The 16,619-nt window shown below is 73.8% G+C and carries 13 protein-coding genes; 7 read left to right on the forward strand and 6 right to left on the reverse strand.

What is annotated here, in order from left to right; translation table 11 throughout:
- Window positions 1–29: 29 nt before the first annotated feature.
- Entirely contained in the window at window positions 30–1,238 is a 1,209-nt protein-coding gene (locus ACL02T_RS29575; protein ID WP_412834077.1) for an MFS transporter, read from the forward strand.
- Here ACL02T_RS29575 and ACL02T_RS29580 read toward each other — a convergent pair.
- Window positions 1,228–2,829, reverse strand: a complete 1,602-nt coding sequence (locus tag ACL02T_RS29580) for a flavin-containing monooxygenase (RefSeq protein WP_412834078.1) — start codon at window positions 2,827–2,829, stop codon at window positions 1,228–1,230. The genes ACL02T_RS29575 and ACL02T_RS29580 overlap by 11 nt on opposite strands.
- Window positions 2,829–3,749 (reverse strand): alpha/beta hydrolase, encoded by a 921-nt coding sequence (locus tag ACL02T_RS29585; RefSeq protein WP_412834079.1) that lies wholly within the window; start codon window positions 3,747–3,749, stop codon window positions 2,829–2,831. Before ACL02T_RS29585 ends, ACL02T_RS29580 begins: the two co-directional genes overlap by 1 nt.
- 150 nt (window positions 3,750–3,899) lie before the next feature.
- Between ACL02T_RS29585 and ACL02T_RS29590 the strand changes: the two genes are divergently transcribed.
- A complete protein-coding gene (locus ACL02T_RS29590; RefSeq protein ID WP_412834080.1) occupies window positions 3,900–5,636 on the forward strand; it encodes a sigma-54-dependent Fis family transcriptional regulator in 1,737 nt (578 codons plus the stop codon).
- Window positions 5,637–5,660: 24 nt separating this feature from the next.
- Here the strand turns inward: ACL02T_RS29590 and ACL02T_RS29595 are convergent, their stop codons facing one another.
- Entirely contained in the window at window positions 5,661–6,476 is an 816-nt protein-coding gene (locus tag ACL02T_RS29595; protein ID WP_412834081.1) for a DUF72 domain-containing protein, read from the reverse strand.
- Between the two features lie 28 nt (window positions 6,477–6,504).
- Between ACL02T_RS29595 and ACL02T_RS29600 the strand changes: the two genes are divergently transcribed.
- The 5 genes from ACL02T_RS29600 (at window position 6,505) to ACL02T_RS29620 (ending at window position 15,301) form a co-directional block, all read left to right on the forward strand.
- Window positions 6,505–7,812 carry a M20 family metallopeptidase gene (locus tag ACL02T_RS29600; RefSeq protein ID WP_412834082.1) on the forward strand — a complete coding sequence of 436 codons (1,308 nt, stop codon included), beginning with the start codon at window positions 6,505–6,507 and terminating at the stop codon, window positions 7,810–7,812.
- 19 nt (window positions 7,813–7,831) lie between these two features.
- On the forward strand, window positions 7,832–8,650 hold the full coding sequence (locus ACL02T_RS29605; RefSeq protein WP_412834083.1) for a serine hydrolase domain-containing protein: 819 nt from the start codon (window positions 7,832–7,834) through the stop codon (window positions 8,648–8,650).
- A gap of 413 nt (window positions 8,651–9,063) precedes the next feature.
- Complete coding sequence (locus tag ACL02T_RS29610) at window positions 9,064–9,324, forward strand: DUF8836 family protein (protein ID WP_412834084.1); 261 nt, start codon at window positions 9,064–9,066, stop codon at window positions 9,322–9,324.
- Window positions 9,325–9,490: 166 nt separating this feature from the next.
- Complete coding sequence (hrpA, locus tag ACL02T_RS29615; protein WP_412834085.1) at window positions 9,491–13,963, forward strand: ATP-dependent RNA helicase HrpA; 4,473 nt, start codon at window positions 9,491–9,493, stop codon at window positions 13,961–13,963.
- Between the two features lie 144 nt (window positions 13,964–14,107).
- On the forward strand, window positions 14,108–15,301 hold the full coding sequence (locus ACL02T_RS29620) for an acyl-CoA dehydrogenase family protein (RefSeq protein WP_412834086.1): 1,194 nt from the start codon (window positions 14,108–14,110) through the stop codon (window positions 15,299–15,301).
- A 32-nt stretch (window positions 15,302–15,333) separates the two neighbouring features.
- Here ACL02T_RS29620 and ACL02T_RS29625 read toward each other — a convergent pair whose 3' ends face one another.
- The 3 genes from ACL02T_RS29625 to ACL02T_RS29635 all read right to left on the reverse strand — a co-directional run bounded on the left by ACL02T_RS29625 (window position 15,334) and on the right by ACL02T_RS29635 (window position 16,572).
- Entirely contained in the window at window positions 15,334–15,606 is a 273-nt protein-coding gene (locus ACL02T_RS29625) for a type II toxin-antitoxin system death-on-curing family toxin (protein ID WP_412834087.1), read from the reverse strand.
- Between the two features lie 76 nt (window positions 15,607–15,682).
- Window positions 15,683–16,060, reverse strand: coding sequence for a rhodanese-like domain-containing protein (locus ACL02T_RS29630; RefSeq protein WP_412834088.1), 378 nt, complete (start codon window positions 16,058–16,060; stop codon window positions 15,683–15,685).
- Window positions 16,057–16,572 carry a cysteine dioxygenase gene (locus ACL02T_RS29635; RefSeq protein WP_412834089.1) on the reverse strand — a complete coding sequence of 172 codons (516 nt, stop codon included), beginning with the start codon at window positions 16,570–16,572 and terminating at the stop codon, window positions 16,057–16,059. Before ACL02T_RS29635 ends, ACL02T_RS29630 begins: the two co-directional genes overlap by 4 nt.
- Window positions 16,573–16,619: the final 47 nt, after the last annotated feature.

Consider the following 16,619-nt stretch of genomic DNA (forward strand, 5'->3'; position numbering starts at 1 on the left):
CGGGCGGAGGTCGGTTAGCGTTGCTCATCGTGAGCCGCGAACAGTCTGCCTTCCGCGTGGGAGCCGGCGCGGTCGTGATCACCACCTCGACCGTGCTGCCGATCTTCCTCACCGGCGCGCTCGCGGTGCAGATCTCGGCCGAGCTGGGCTTCGACCCGGCGGGGCTCGGCCTGGTCGTGGCGCTGTACTTCGGTGTCTCGGCGCTGGTGTCGCTGCCGGTCGGCAAGATCGTCGAACGCCTGGGCTCCGGCCGCACGAGTCGGATCGCGGTGCTCGGCGCGGCCACGTTCATGCTGCTCACCGCCGGTCTCGCGCGGAACTACGCCTCGCTGGTCGCGATCCTGCTCTGCGGCGCGTGGTGCAACGTCATGGGCCAGCTCTCCTCGAACCTCACCCTGGCCCGGTCGATGCCGGCGGCGCGGATGGGCCTGTCCTTCGGGGTCAAGCAGGCCTCGGTGCCGCTCGCCACGCTGCTGGCCGGCGTCGCGGTCCCGATGGTGGCGCTCACGATCGGCTGGCGGTGGGCCTACGTCATCGGCGCGGCGCTGGCGCTGACCTCGCTCGCCGCCGCCCCGCTCGGCTCCGGCCCCGGCCCCCGGGACCGGGCGGTCCCCGAGGACCGGGCCACGGCCGCGCTGTCGGTCATCGGCGCAGCCGCCGGCCTGGGTGCGGCCTCGGCGACCGGGCTGGGCATCTTCCTCGTGGCCTCGGCCGTGGACCGCGGTGTGGACCCCGGCCCGGCCGGTCTGGTCCTGACCCTCGGCAGCGTCGTCGGACTGCTCATGCGGATGCTGCACGGCTGGCTCGCCGACCGGCGAACCGGCGGGCACGTCGCCGTGGTCGCCGGCTGCCTGCTGCTCGGCGCGATCGGGCTCGTGCTGCTCGCGGTGCCAGGGCCGGTCGCGCTGGTCGTCGGCACGGTCCTCGGCTTCGGTCTCGGCTGGTCGTGGCCGGGCCTGCTGCAGTTCGCCGTGGTGCGCCTGAATCCCTCGGCCCCCGCGGCGGCGACGGCGATCGTGCAGGTCGGTGTGTACGCGGGCGGGTTCCTCGGGCCGGTCGGCTTCGGCTTCCTGGCCGCGCACACCTCCTTCACCACGGCGTGGCTCGCGGCCGCGGCGGCGATGGTGGTCGCCGGCGTCGGGGTCCTGCTGGGCCGCCGGATGCTCCTGTCCCATGCACGGAGGCCGGCCGTGAGCGCCGAGCGCGCCGGCGCCCGGCGCTCACGGGTCAGCGGCTGAGGCGCAGTCCCTCGTAGCCCCGCTCGGCCACCTCGTCGCAGGCGGCGAAGTAGTTGTTCGCGCCGCCGAACCACACGTTCACCACGTGCGCCTTGCCCGGGATGTTCGCCCCCGTGAACCACGAGTGGACGCCTTCGCCGAGCGTCAGCAGCGTCGGCTCGACGGCCTCCTGGACCCGCCGGCCCCAGTCGGCCTCCGCCTCCTCGGTCGCCTCGACGGTCCGCAGGCCCTGGGCGCGGGCGTGGTCGAGGGCGTTGCCGATCCACTCGACGTTCTTCTCGATGCACACCGGCAGGTTCGCGAACGGGCTCATCGGGCCGGAGATCATGAACAGGTTCGGGAAGCCCGCGACGGTCAGCCCGAGGTAGGTCTTCGGCGCGTCCAGCCACTTCTCCTTGAGCGTCAGCCCGTCCCGACCGCGCACGTCGATCGCCGTGTGCGCGCCCGTGACGGCGTCGAACCCGGTGGCGAGGACGAGGACGTCGAACTCGTGGTCGCGGTCCGCGGTCCGCACACCCGTCGCCGTGATCTCCCGGATCGGCGCGCCCTTCGCCGAGACGTCGACGAGCGTGACGTTCTCCCGGTTGTAGGCCTCGTAGTAGTCGTGCCCGGCGGGTGGGCGCTTGCCCGAGTACGGGTATCCGCGGGGCGAGAGCAGTTCGGCGACCTCCTGGTCGTGCACGGTCTCCCGGATCTTCGCGCGGATGAACTCGGCGGCGGCCTCGTTGGCGTCGGGATCGAGGATGAGGTCGTCGAACGTCTCGAACAGGAACCGGAAGCCGCCGCGGGACCAGCCGTCGGAGAAGATCCGCTGCCGCTCCTGTTCGTCGACCGCCATCGCGGGCCCGTTCCCCGGATCGAACGGCATGGCGAACGAGTGGTTGCGCGCCTTCTCGAGGATCTCGTAGTGCCGGGCCTTGAGATCGGCGATCTCGTCCGGCTCCAGCGGCCGGTTCTGCGCCGGGACGACGTAGTTCGGGGTGCGCTGGAAGACCGTCAGCTCCGCGGCCTGCTCCGCGATGATCGGGATCGCCTGCACGCCCGTGGCACCGGTGCCGATGATCCCGACCCGCTTGCCGGTGAGGTCGACGCCCTCCGCGGGCCAGCGGCAGGTCAGGTACAGGTCGCCGGCGAAGGAGTCGAGGCCCGGGAAGTCCGGCACATGCGGATGGGTGAGGAAGCCGAGCCCGGTGACGACCCACTTCGCCCGCAGCAGCTCGCCCGAGTCGGTGGTGACGTCCCAGCCGTCCTCGCGGAACTCCATGGCCGTCACGCGGGTGGCGAAGGTGATGTCGCTGCGCAGGTCGAACTTGTCCGCGACGAAGTCCAGGTAGCGCAGCATCTCCGGCTGGCCGGGGTAGCGCTCGGACCAGGTCCACTCCTCGACGAGCTCCTTGCTGAAGGAGAGCTGGTAGTAGTAGCACTCGCTGTCGGTCCGGGCGCCCGGGTAGCGGTTCCAGAACCACGTCCCGCCGACGCCGCTGCCGGCCTCGATCACCCGCGTGCGCAGGCCGGACTCGCGGGCGCGGTGCAGCATCGCCAGCCCGGCGAAGCCCGCCCCGACGATCACCAGGTCCAGGTCGTCGTCCATCAGTTCCCCTCCTCGAGGCCCAGGCGCGGGCGGAGCCAGGCCGCCATCGCCCTGATCGTGGCGTCCGCCTCGGGCGCGCGGCCCGCGGAAAACGGGTAGACGTGCTGCATCTCCGGGACGACCTCGAGCGTCGAGTCCACCCCGGCCTCGCGGGCCCGCTCGTGGAACTGCTCGGCGTTGTCCAGGAGGGTCTCGTGGCCGCCGGCGCACAGGTACAACGGCGGCAGCCCGGCCGGGTCGGCGTGCAGCGGGTTCGCGAGCGGGTCCCGCCGGTCGCCGCCCTCGCCGAGGAACATCCCCGACATCCCGTGCAGGATCTCCTTGCTGACCAGGGCGTCCGTGTCGGCGTTGGCGTCGAGGGTCTTGCCGACGTGCTCCATGTCCAGCCAGGGGGACATCGGCAGGATCGCCGCGGGCAGCGGGTCGCCGTCCGCGCGCAGCTTGAGCACCGTGGAGATCGCGAGGTTGCCACCCGCCGAGTCGCCGGCCGTCGCGATGTGCCCTGGCTCGACCCCCTCCGCGAGCAGCCACCGATAGGCCGCGACGGCATCCTCGAGCTGGGCCGGGTAGGGGTGCTCGGGGGCCAGCCGGTAGTCCAGCACCAGGGCGCGGGCCCCGACGGCCTTGGCCAGGTGCCCGGCGATCTTGCGGTGCGTCGCCGTGGATCCGACGACGAAGCCGCCGCCGTGCAGGTAGAGGAGCACCCGGTCGTCCGCCGCGTCGAGGGGCAGGCACCAGAGGGCGGGCACGCCCCCGGCCACGGTCTCCTCGTAGGTCACCCCCGTCGGCTCCGCGGTGGGCAGGTGCCACTCCTCGAACAGGTTCCGCAAGGTCGGCAGGTCCATCTCGGGGGCCGCGCCCATCCGGTCGGTCCAGCTCTGGTAGATCGTCCGCAGCTCCGCGGACTCCGCGCTCGCCATGGCCGGGAAGCATGCGGGCCGGTCCGGGACGAGAGTGTCCGACTTCGCGACATCACCCGAACGGTCGGCAGGTGTGTTGCGTTCTCGGACACGGGGCCACCGGTCACCGTGCTTGACTCGACGGACTGCCGCGACGGAGGGGTGGTGCCGATGACGCTCGACGAGCGCGAGCGCACGGTCCAGGTGGCCCGGGAGGACTTCCTGTCCGGAGAGCGGGCGAGCGCAGGGCTCCGACCGGAGATCGCCTCGTCCTGGCGACGTTGCCGGCTCTCGGGCGTCGAGGCCGACGCCGACTCGGTCCCGTACGAGCCCCTCCTCGGCGCCAACCGGATGCTCACCACGGCCGCCACCCCGGTACTGGACTGGCTCGCCGACCAGCTCACCGGCGGCACCGCCGTCATCCTCGCCGATGCCGACGCCCGTATCCTCGACCGCCGCGCCGAGGGCCAGACGCTGTCCCGGCACCTCGACCGGGTGCTCTGCGCCCCCGGCTTCAACTTCGGCGAGGAGCACATCGGCACCAACGGCATCGGCAGCGTCCTGGAGTCACCGGGTCCGGTCATGATCGCCGGGGCCGAGCACTACCGGGACAACCTGCAGGGCTTCACCTGCGTCGGCACGGCGCTGCGGCATCCCGTGCACCGCCGCCTGGTCGGGGTGCTCGACGTCTGCTGCCGCTACGACGACACCAACGGGCTGATGACCCCGCTGCTGCTGTCGGCGTCGCGGGAGATCGAGTCGCGGATGTACGCCGAGTCGTCGCTGCGCGAACGGATGCTGCTGGAGGAGTTCCTCAAGGTGTCCCGGCGGACCTCGGCAGCGGTGGTCACGCTGAACCAGGACTTCATCATCACCAACACCGCGGCTGCCTCGCTGCTCGACCCGGCCGACCATGCCCTGCTGTGGGAGTGGGCGTCGGGTTCGATGACCCGGCGCGGCGAGTTCGCCGGGGAGGTCCGGCTGAGCCGTGACGTCGTGCTCCACGGCAGGGCGCGGACCGTCGGCGAGGTGCGGGGCGGGCCGGCGGGGGTGCTCGTCGAGCTGCGCCGGCCGGCGAGCGGATCGCCGCACCGCCGTCCGGCCGCGTCGCGGCCGCGCGAGGGCGACCTCCTTCCCGGGCGCAGCGCGGCCTGGCGGCGGGCGCTGGCCGAGCTGGCGGCCGCGGACCGTTCGGGGCTCGGCGTCCTGGTCACCGGCGAGGCCGGCGTCGGCAAACTGCGCGCGACCGAGCGCATCGGCGGGCCGGACCGCACCGTGCTCGACGCCGCGCTCGCCCTGGTCGAGCCCGGCTGGCCGGATCAGGTGCGGCGCCGGCTCGCCCTGCCCGGGACCCTCGTGCTGCGCCACCTCGACCGCACGCCGGAGCCGCTGGCCGCGGCGGTCGCCGCCCTGCTCGACGGGCCCCGGGCCGCGCGGGTGGTCGCCACCGCGGACGGCTCGTCGGGCTCGCGGCTGCTCGACCACTTCCCCGCCCGGGTCGAGATGCCGCCGCTGCGGCACCGCCCCGAGGACATCGCCGACATCGCACCGGTCCTGCTGGCGCAGGGCGACGGGCAGGCGCCGCGGCTGCAGGCCCAGGCGTTGCAGGCGTTGATGGCACTGCAGTGGCGGGGCAACGTCCGCGAGCTCGCCGCCGTCCTCGGCTCGGCCCGGCTGCGGGCGATGGGCGGGGACATCACGGTGGCGCACCTGCCGGCCGAGCACCGCCGCGCCGTGGCCGAGCGCTCGCTACCCCAGCTCAAGCGCACCGAACGCGAGGCGATCCTCGGGGCGCTCACGGACACGGACGGCAACAAGCTGGCCGCGGCCGAACGGCTCGGCATCGCCCGGTCCACGCTGTACCGCAAGATGCGCGCCCTCGGGATCGACGACAAGCGCTGGGCCTGACGGGCACGTCGCGCTCCGGCGCCGTCACCGACGGAGCCGCTCGGCGAGGGCGATCGCGTCGAAGGGGGCGTGGACCTTGACGTCGTTGTCGAAGAACACGAGCACGTCGAGGTCCGCGGCGAGCCAGCCCCGGATCCGCTCGGCCCACGCGTCGAGCGCCGCCGGGGTGTAGCCGCTGACATAGAGCTCCTGGTCGCCGTGCAGCCGGACGTAGACGTGGTCGGCGGTGACCTCGGTGAGGAAGGGCCACTTCCCCGCGGTGTCCGCGACGACCGACGAGACGCCGTGCTCGCGCAGCAGCGCGAAGAACGCCGGGTCCCGGAAGCTCTCGTGCCGCACCTCGATCGCGTACCGCAGCGGGCGGTCGGCGTCGATCGCCAGCAGGCTGCGGCCCTCCAGGCGCTCGTCGTGCTCCTTCGCGAGGTCGGCCGCGGCGGCGGTGGTGTGGGGCAGCAGCTCCAGGAAGGCCCGCATCCGGTCGGGGTCGAACCGCATGCGCGGGGGCAGCTGCCACAGCACCGGTCCCAGCTTGCGGCCGAGGGCGAGCACGCCGGACGCGAAGAAGTTGGCGACCGGGGTGCGCACCTCCCGCAGCTGTTTGAGATGGGTGACGAAGCGCGGGCCCTTGACCGCGAACAGGAAGTCCGGCGGCGTCCCCGCGCGCCAGCTCACCCAGCTCTCCGGCCGCTGCAGCGAGTAGAAGGAGCCGTTGATCTCGATCGACGACACCGCACGGGACAGGTACTCCAGCTCGCGGCGCTGCGCGAGGCCCTTCGGGTAGAACACGCCGCGCCAGGGCGGGTACCGCCAGCCCGACGTCCCGGTGCGCACCTCCGCCACGTGGTCATCCTGGCCTAGGGTGCGGCAGGTGCGCAGCGAACCCGTCCGGCCCGACGACGGGTACCTCCGCGCCCTGGTGGCCGCGACCGAACGGGCGGTTGCCGACGCCGCACCCCTGGACTCCGCGCACGCGGGTGCCCCTGCCGAACTGCGCGAACGCGTCGCCGAGGCCGCCGCCGCAGTGGCCGACGAGCTGGTGGCACTCAGCCGCGACCTGCACGCCCACCCCGAGACGGCCTTCGACGAGCACCGTTCCGTCGCGGCCGTCGCGGACCTGCTGACGCGGCACGGGCACGAGGCCGAGGTGGGTGTCGGCGGGCTGGAGACGGCGCTGCGGGTGGGTGCGGGGAGCGAGGGCCCGCACGTCGGCATCCTTGCCGAGTACGACGCCCTGCCGGGCCTCGGGCACGGCTGCGGGCACAACGTCATCTGCACGACGGCGGTCGGTGCCTACCTCGCGCTCGCCGGGCGGGCACCGGGCCGGGTCACCCTCTTCGGCACGCCGGCCGAGGAGGGCGGGGGCGGCAAGGAGACGATGGCCCGCGCCGGGCTGTTCGACGACGTGGACGCCGTCGTGATGCTGCACCCCTTCTCGCACGACGTCGCCATGCACCCCTTCCTCGGCCGTCGTCAGGTCGAGATGGTGTTCCACGGGGTGGCGGCCCACGCCGCCGCCCAACCGTTCATGGGTCGCAACGCGCTCGACGCCGCGGTCGCCGCCTACACCGGCATCGCGGCGCTGCGCCAGCACCTGCCGCCGGGCGACCGGCTGCACGGGGTGTTCACGGACGGCGGGGCGCGCCCCAACGTCGTCCCGGACCGGGCGGCACTGATGTTCTACGTACGTTCCTCGGAGCCGGGCACCCTGCGCGACCTGGCCGGGCGGGTGACCGCCGTCGCCGAGGGCGCGGCGTTGATGCACGGCTGCGGCGTCGAGCTGACCTGGGACGACAAGCCCGCCTACCTGCCGATCCGGCACAACCGCACGCTGGCCGGCCGGTGGGCGGTGAACCAGCGCGAGTGCGGCCGGACCTCGCTCGCCCCGGGCGTCGTGCCGGAGTTCCTCACCGGCTCGACCGACCTGGGCAACCTCAGTCACCGCATGCCCGCCATCCACCCGATGCTGGCGATCTCCGGTCCCACGGCCGCGCTCCACACCGTGGAGTTCGCCGAGGCCGCGGGAGGCCCGGGGGGCGACGCCGGCGTGCGCGACGGTGCGCTCGGCCTCGCCCTCACCGCCCTGGACTACCTCGCCGATCCGGCCCTCCGCGAGGCCGTCCACGCCGAGTTCGAGGCGCAGGGCGGGGCGGTCGACGTGCCGCACTACTTCGGCTGAGGGCAACTACCCTCGACCCGTGGATCTCGCCCGCGCCACGCGCGCCGTCCTGGACTGGCCCGTCGATCACGTCGCCGCCGCGGTGGTGGGGGCGGACGGCGCGGTCCGCGCGACCGCGGGCGACCTCGACCGGGAGTTCCGCCTCGCCTCGGTGACCAAGTTGCTCTCCGCCTACGCCGTGCTCATCGCGGTCGAGGAGGGCGCGATCGAGTGGGACGAGCCGGCCGGGCCCGAGGGCGCCACGATCCGGCACCTCGCCGCACACACCTCGGGCCTCGCCTTCGACTCCGACGACGTCCAGGCCAGGCCGGGGACCCGCCGGATCTACTCCAACGCCGGTTTCACCGTGCTCGGCGAGGCGATCGGCAAGGCCAGCGGCATCGCGTTCCCGGAGTACCTGCGCCAGGCGGTGCTCCAGCCGCTCGGGCTCGACGCCACCGAGCTGCGTGGGCCCGCCGGCTCCGGGGCGTACTCCACCGCCACCGACATGACGCGTTTCGCGGCCGAGCTGCTGACGCCGACCCTCGTCGACCCGGCGACCTTCGCCGAGGCCACCGAGGTGGCGTTCCCGGGCCTCAACGGCGTGCTGCCCGGCTACGGCTCGCAACGTCCCAACGACTGGGGGCTCGGCTTCGAGATCCGGGACGGCAAGAGCCCGCACTGGACCGGCACCCGCAACTCCCCCCGCACCTTCGGGCACTTCGGCCAGTCCGGCACCTTCCTGTGGGTCGATCCGGACGCCGGCGCGGCCTGTGTCGTCCTCACCGACCGGAAGTTCGGCGAGTGGGCGGTCGAGGCCTGGACGCCGTACAACGACGGGATCGTCGAGGCCCTGTAGGCCCGCGGAACCCGCGCCTCGCGCTGTCAGAACCCGCGACTCGCGGGAGCGACGCCCGAGCGTGATCCAGGACACCCCGGGGATCCGGGAATCATCCGTGGGCCCTGCCCGTTGCACAGGGTGTCCGAGCCGGGCGAGCAGTGTCCCCGGGCCGCAACAGATAACCGCCGCCGCGGAATACCGTACGGCTGGAGCCGCGGTGTGCCACTCGCCGCGAGGCGACCTGCGTCCGGCTCGGACCCCATCGTCGGGGAATGTCTCCCCGGTGACGTGGGTTGAAGGAAGCGTCCGGATCGGGCGGACACCGTGTCCCCGGGTCCCAATCCTGCGCCGCTGCGAGCGGCCGTGCGCCGAGAGGCGACCGGCCGCCTGGTCCGGGCCCTTCCACCCCTACTTCGCTCGAGGAGCACGCCATGAAGGGCGACCGCGTCGAGATCGTGGTCGACGCCGGCAGCGGTACCACCAAGACCTACGAGGTCGAGGCGACCCGCGCCGGGCGCCGGGTCGACATCGCGCAGACCCGCGGGACCGTCGAGGTCAGCGAGGTCACGCGCGGCGGCACCGCCGTGCGCACCGCGCGCTTCCTGTCCGGCCGCGTGATCGCGCTCGTCGAGCACCCCGCCGCGGACGAACCGGTGGCCGAGGAGATCACCCCGGCCCTGCGCTCGGTCTGACGGGGCACGCGCAAATCCCGTCGCGCCGAGCCCGCCGCGTCCGCCACACTGGACCGGACGCGGGTGTGATCCACACCGCCCGCCGGAACAGATCCTCCGGCCGGCCCGTTGGACCACGTGCCCGCCGGGCGCGGTCCTCGCCCCCGACAGGCAGACTTGCACAACGATGACCTCCATCCGAGCCACCGGGAACACGGCTGCGCGCGCGGGCGATCCCTCCGCACGCACCGACGTTCCCCTCCCGTCCGGTCCGACACCCACCACCGCGACCGGACCCGCCGCCCCGCAGGCCGCGGCAGCGCCCCAGAACGGCAGCGCTGCGACCGCGGAGAGCGGCGACCGGACCCGCCGCCGTACACCCCGCCGGCGCGGGTCCCGGGGCCGGAGCGCACCCGCCGAGAGGCGGGGGAACGCGCCCGGCCCCGCCAGCGCCTCCCCCGACGGCAGTCCCGCCGAGGGCGCTACCGCCGAGGGCCGGGTTCGCGACGGCCGGACCGACGGCCGCGCGGCCGAGCCCGGTGCTCCCGACCAGGGCAGCGGGACCGGGCGTCGTCGCGGCCCCCGGCCGCAGCGCACCGAGTCCGCCGAGGCCCCCACACCGTCGCTTCCCGCGGAGGTCCTCGCCGACGTCGAACGCCGCATCGGCGAGCTGGGCCCGCACGACACGGCCCGCCTGACCCGCCGTCTCCGCGGCGCCCGCCGCTCCGGCGACGGCACCGCCCAGCAGGCCGTGGCCGACGCGGTCGCCGCGGCCGAGCACCGCCTCGAACGCCGGCGCACCGCGGTGCCCCGGATCGCCTACCCGCCGGCCCTGCCCGTCAGCGCACGGCGCGAGGACATCGCCGCCGCGATCCGCGACCACCAGGTCGTGATCGTCGCCGGGGAGACGGGCTCCGGGAAGACGACCCAGCTGCCGAAGATCTGTCTCGAGCTGGGCCGCGGCGTCACGGGGATGATCGGCCACACCCAGCCGCGCCGGCTCGCCGCGCGCACCGTCGCCACCCGCATCGCCGAGGAGCTCGGCACGGAGCTGGGCGACGTCGTGGGCTGGAAGGTGCGGTTCACCGACCAGGTCGGCGACCGCACCATGGTCAAGCTGATGACGGACGGCATCCTGCTCGCCGAGCTCACCGGCGACCGGGACCTGCTGCAGTACGACACGCTGATCATCGACGAGGCGCACGAGCGCAGCCTCAACATCGACTTCATCCTGGGCTACCTCACCCGGCTGCTGCCCCGGCGTCCCGACCTCAAGGTGATCATCACCTCGGCGACGATCGACCCGGAGCGGTTCGCCCGGCACTTCGGCAGGCACGAGGAGCCGGCCCCGATCGTCGAGGTCTCCGGCCGCTCCTACCCCGTCGAGGTCCGCTACCGGCCGATCGTCGACCCGGACGACCCCGACGCCGACCCGGACCGCGAGGAGATCGACGCGATCGGCGACGCCGTCGCGGAGCTGCAGCGCGAGGGCCCCGGCGACATCCTCGTCTTCCTGCCCGGCGAGCGGGAGATCCGCGACACCGCGGACGCCCTGGAGCGCAGGAACCTCCGCAACACGGAGATCCTGCCGCTCTACGCCCGGCTGACCACCGCCGAGCAACAGCGCGTCTTCGCCCCGCACCCCGGCAACCGGATCGTGCTGTCCACCAACGTCGCCGAGACGTCGCTGACGGTCCCGGGCATCACGTACGTGATCGACACGGGCACGGCCCGCATCTCGCGGTACTCCCGCCGCCTCAAGGTCCAGCGACTGCCGATCGAGAAGGTGTCGCAGGCCAGCGCCAACCAGCGTGCCGGCCGCTGCGGCCGCACCTCGGACGGCATCTGCATCCGGCTCTACGCCGAGGACGACTTCGACGCCCGTCCCGAATTCACCGACCCGGAGATCCTGCGCACCAACCTCGCGTCGGTCGTGCTGCAGATGATCGCCCTGGACCTGGGCGAGATCTCCGCGTTCCCCTTCGTGGAGCCCCCGGACCGCCGGGACGTCGCCGACGGCCTCGCCCTGCTGCACGAGCTCGGCGCGGTCGACCACGGGGCCCTGACAGCGGTGGGCCAGGCCCTCGCCCGGCTGCCCGTCGACCCCCGCCTGGGCCGGATGCTCGTGGAGGCCAACCGGACCGGCTGCCTCACCGAGGTCCTGGTGATCGCCGCGGCGTTGTCGGTGCAGGACCCGCGCGAGCGGCCGACCGAGCAGCGCCAGGCCGCCGACGAGCAGCACAACCGCTTCCGCGTCGAGGGCTCGGACTTCCTGGCCTTCGTGAAGCTCTGGGAGTACCTCGCCGAGCAGCGGGAGGCGCTGTCCGGCAACCGGTTCCGCCGGACCCTGCGCGAGGAGTTCCTGCACTACCTGCGGGTCCGCGAGTGGTGGGACCTGCACGGCCAGCTCCGCCAGGCCGCGCGCTCGGCGGGCATGACCGCCAACGACACGCCCGCCGACCCCGACCGGATCCACCAGGCGTTGCTCTCCGGGCTGCTGTCCCAGGTGGGGCTGCTGGAGGAGACGGACAAGAGGCAGCGGGGCGGGCGGGGCGACGACACGGTTCGCCGCGGCGCCCGCGAGTACCTCGGCGCGCGCAACGCGCGGTTCGCGATCTGGCCCGGCTCGGGGCTGGCGAAGAAGCCGCCGCGCTGGGTGATGGCCGCCGAGCTCGTCGAGACCTCCCGGCTCTGGGCGCGGACCGTCGCGCGGATCAAGCCGGAGTGGATCGAGCCGCTCGCCGGACATCTCGTCAAACGGAGCTATTCGGAACCGCACTGGTCCCGCACGCGCGCGAGCGCCGTGGCGACCGAGCGCGTGACCCTGCACGGCATCCCCGTGATCGCCGACCGGACCGTGGACTTCGGCCGCATCGACCCGGAGGTGTCCCGGGACCTGTTCCTGCGGCACGCGCTGGTCGAGGGCGACTGGGAGACCCGGCACCGGTTCTTCCACGCCAACCGCGAGCTGCTGGAGGACGCCGAGGAGCTCGAGCACCGCGCGCGGCGCCGCGACCTCGTGGTCGACGAGGACACCCTCCTCGACTTCTACGACCGGCGGGTACCGGCGTCCGTGGTCTCGGGGCGGCACTTCGACTCCTGGTGGAAGAAGAGGTCGCGGCGGAACCCGGAGCTGCTGGACTTCACCGTCGAGATGCTGGAGACCGAGGCGGCGCGCGGCGTCGACCGCTCGGCGTACCCGGACCACGTGGCGGCCGGCGGGCTCACCCTGCCGTTGTCGTACGCCTTCGAGCCCGGACACCACACGGACGGCGTCACCGTCGATGTCCCGGTGGCCGCGCTGCACCAGGTCGACCCGACGCCGTTCACCTGGCAGGTCCCCGGCCTGCGCGAGGAGCTCGTCACCGCGCTGATCAAGACGCTGCCGAAGACGTTGCGTCGCAACTTCTCCCCCGCCCCCGACCACGCCAGGGCCGTGCTCGCCCGGGTGCGCGCCGCGGGTTCGGAGTCGGCCGAGCCGCTGCTCGACGCGCTCGAGCGCGAGCTGGGCCGGATGCGCAACCTCCGTATCGACCGGGCGGACTGGGAGCTGAACCGGCTGCCCGAGCACCTCGTCGTCACCTTCCGGGTGCTCGACGAGCGGGGGCGCGAGCTTGCCCGCGGCACGGACCTCGAGGCCCTGCGCGAGCAGCTCGCCCCGCAGGTCCGGCAGGAGATCGCCGCCGCGGGCAGGGACGTCGAGCGGACCGGGCTGACCACGTGGGACCTGGGCGAGCTCCCCCGGGAGCTGCCCATCCGCCGCGGCTCCCACGTCGTGACCGGGTTCCCGGGCCTGGTCGACCGCGGTGCCTCCGCGGCAACGGTCGGCTCCGCGAGCTCCGCCTCCGCCCCCATGGTCGGCTCCGCGAGCTCCGCCTCCGCCCCCATGGTCGGCTCCGCGAGCTCCGCCTCCGTCGACGTCCGGGTGTTCGCCACCGCGGCCGAGCGGGACTCCGCGCACCGCCGCGGTGTCCGGCGGTTGCTGCTGCTCGCGACGCCCTCGCCCGCGAAGCAGGTGCAGCGCGGCCTGGACAACCGGACGAAGCTGACCCTCTCCCGCAACCCGCACGGCAGCGTCGACGCGCTGCTGGAGGACTGCGTGACCTGCGCGGCCGACCACCTGATCGCCCGCGCCGGTGGCCCGTGCTGGGACCAGGCCGGCTTCGAGAAGCTCAGGGGCGTGTTCGCCCAGCACCTCGCCGGCACCACGATGCAGGTCCTGCAGGCCGTCCGCGCCGTGCTGGACCGCTGGCACCCCGTGCAGGCGGCGCTCGCCGAACTGCGCTCCCCCGCAGCCCGCGAGGGCGTGGCGGACATCCGCACGCAGCTCGCCGCCCTGGTCGGGCCGGGCTTCGCCACCGCGGTGGGCGCGAACCGGCTCGCCGACGTCGCGCGGTACCTGCAGGCGATCGACACCCGGATCGACAGGCTCCGCACCGACCCGGCCCGGGACGCGGAGTGGACCGCACAGGTCCGGGTCGTCGCCGACGAGTACGCCGACGAGAGGGCCGCGCTGCCCGAGGGCGTCGATCCCCCGGCGGGCCTGGTCGAGGTGCGCTGGATGATCGAGGAGCTGCGGGTGAGCCTCTACGCGCACCCGATGAAGACGCGGTACCCGGTGTCGATCAAGCGGATCCAGAAGGCGCTCGACGAGCTGTAGCTCGCAGCCCGGCGGCCGGTCCGCTCCCTGATCGGCAGCCGTGGGCCGGAACGGTCGGAGATCGGCCGCGCCCGCCCCACGACGGGTGATCACGGTCGCCGGTTCCGACGTGCCGCCGGGCCTCGCACAGGGCAAGGTGACCCCATGGAGCCGCAGTACGCCCACCTCGGCGAGGCGCTGGGGACGGACTTCTTCTCGGTCCGCGAGCAGTTCACCGACGAGCAGTGGGAGCGGTTCGCCGCCGTCCGCAAGTTCGTCGATGCCGAGGTGCTGCCCGGGATCGGCGAGTACTGGGAGCGCGGGGAGCTGCCGTGGCACCTGTTCCGCCGGCTGCCCGAGCTGGGCGTCGTCGGCGAGACGATCAGCGGCTACGGCGCGGCCGGCATGAGCCCGCTCGCCTGCGGGCTGGTGCACATGGAGCTGCACCGCGGCGACGGCTCGCTGGGCACGTTCCTCGGTGTGCACGCCGGGCTGGCGATGCAGTCGATCGCGATGTGCGGCAGCGAGGAGCAGAAGCGACGCTGGCTCCCGTCGATGTCGACGATGGAGCGGCTGGGCGCGTTCGCGCTCACCGAACCGGACCACGGCTCGGACTCCGTCGCGCTGGAGACCACGGCCCGCCGCGACGGCGACCACTGGGTGCTCGACGGCCGCAAGCGCTGGATCGGCAACGGCACCGTCGCCGACCTCGTCGTCGTCTGGGCCCGGGACGTGGCCGACGGCGAGGTCAAGGGCTTCGTCGTGGAGACCCCGGCCGAGGGCTACGAGGCCACGGTGATCGGCGGCAAGGTGTCGGTGCGCGCCATCTGGCAGGCCGACCTCACGCTCACCGGCGTGCGCGTGCCCGAGGAGAACCGGCTGACCGCGGCTCGGACCTTCGCCGACTGCGCCGAGGTGCTGGCCAGCACCCGAGGGCTCTGCGCGTGGATGGCACTCGGCCATGCGACCGCGGGCTACGACGCGGCCCTCCGGTACGCCAAGGAGCGCACCCAGTTCGGCAAGCCGCTGGCCGCGTTCCAGATCGTGCAGGAGAAGCTCGTCGGGATGCTCGCGGACCTGACCGGGATGCAGCTGTACTGCATGCAGATCGGCCGGCTCGCCGAGGCCGGGCGCCTCTCCCCGACCGTCGCCGGCCTGGCCAAGATGAACAACACCCGCACCGCCCGCCGGATCCTCGGCACCGCCCGGGACCTGCTGGGGGGCAACGGGATCCTGCTCGAGCACCACGTCGCACGGCACTGGGCGGACATCGAGGCCGTGCACACCTTCGAGGGCACCGAGACCATGCAGACGCTGATCGTCGGCAAGGAGATCACCGGTGTCGGCGCGTTCTCCTGACCCTGTGAGTGACGGTCGGAGGCGCGCGAGGGCTACTCGCCGGGCCGCGGAGCCGGCGCCGTCGGGAGGAATCCGGCCAGCCGGTCGACGATCTGCCACAGCTCGGGCAGGGAGCCCTCGGCGATGTCCACGATGAGGTCGACGACCTCGTCCTGCGTGCCGACGAGCCGGATGTCGTTCAGATCGCAGAAGACCCAGGTCGCGAGCCACGCCAGTCGCGTGTTCCCGTCGACCAGCCCGTGGTTTCGGGTCAGCGACTCGCACAGGGCAGCCGCCTTCTCGAGCACGGACGGGTAGGCGCACACCGAACACGGTGGTCCGCGGGCGCGCCGCGGCGGAGGCGAGCAGGCCGTGGTCACGGACCTGAGGTCGGCCTCGCGGTCACCGGGTGGGGAGGCCGGCCGCCTTCCACGCCCGGAACCCGCCGTCGAGGTCCGTGGCGTTGTGCAGGCCCAGGTCCTGCAGGGATGCCGCAGCGAGGCTGGAGCTGTAGCCCTCGGAGCACGCGACGATCCAGGTGACGTCGTGGTCCGCGGCCTCGGGGATGCGGGCGTCGGAGGCCGGATCGAGCCGCCACTCCAGGTGGTTGCGCTCGATGACCAGGGCCTCGGCGAAGCTGCCCTCCTCGTCGCGCTGCCACTGCGGACGGGTGTCGACCAGTCGCGCACCCTGCCGGAGCAGCGCGGCGGCCTCCTGCGGTCCGACCCGGTCCAGCCGGGCCCGGGCCTGCGCCAGTACGTCGGCGATCGAGCGGGTCATGCCACCCTCTCCGGTTCGTCGGTCAGCTCGGTCCGGGTGCGGCGCAGGAACTCCCCGTCCGGGCCGGACACCACCTCGTAGTAGCTCATCGCGGTCAGCGGCGGCGAGTAGGCGTGCACGCTGACCGCGGGCGCCTCGAGGTGGTTGGCGACGTCGTGCACGTGGCCGAGCGGGAACGCCGCTCCGCGCCCCGCCCGCAGGGTACGGGCGCGCAGCCCGGCTCCGGGGGCCCAGCGCTGCTCGACGAGATCGCCGGAGACCACGGTGAGTGCGCCGAGCGAGCCGGCGTGGTCGTGCAGCTCGGCGACCTGCTCCCGGGCCCAGCTGATCAGCCAGACGTCCACGACGTCGTCGGCGTGCAGGCGGCGCGACCAGCGGTGCACGGGGTCGACGCGCACCGGGTGCCGGCCGAGGCGGACCTCCTCGGCGAAGCGGCGGGTCAGGGCGGTGAGGTCGGACAGGTCCAGCGGCGTGGGCGCGGCGGAACGGGCGGCACGGGCGTGCGTGAGCACGGGGTACTCCAACCAGGGGACGACGCGAGCGGGGAACGGGTCAGCTC

Origin of the sequence: Pseudonocardia oceanicola, assembly GCF_047200735.1 — a bacterium.
In the GTDB taxonomy this organism is placed as follows: domain Bacteria; phylum Actinomycetota; class Actinomycetes; order Mycobacteriales; family Pseudonocardiaceae; genus Pseudonocardia.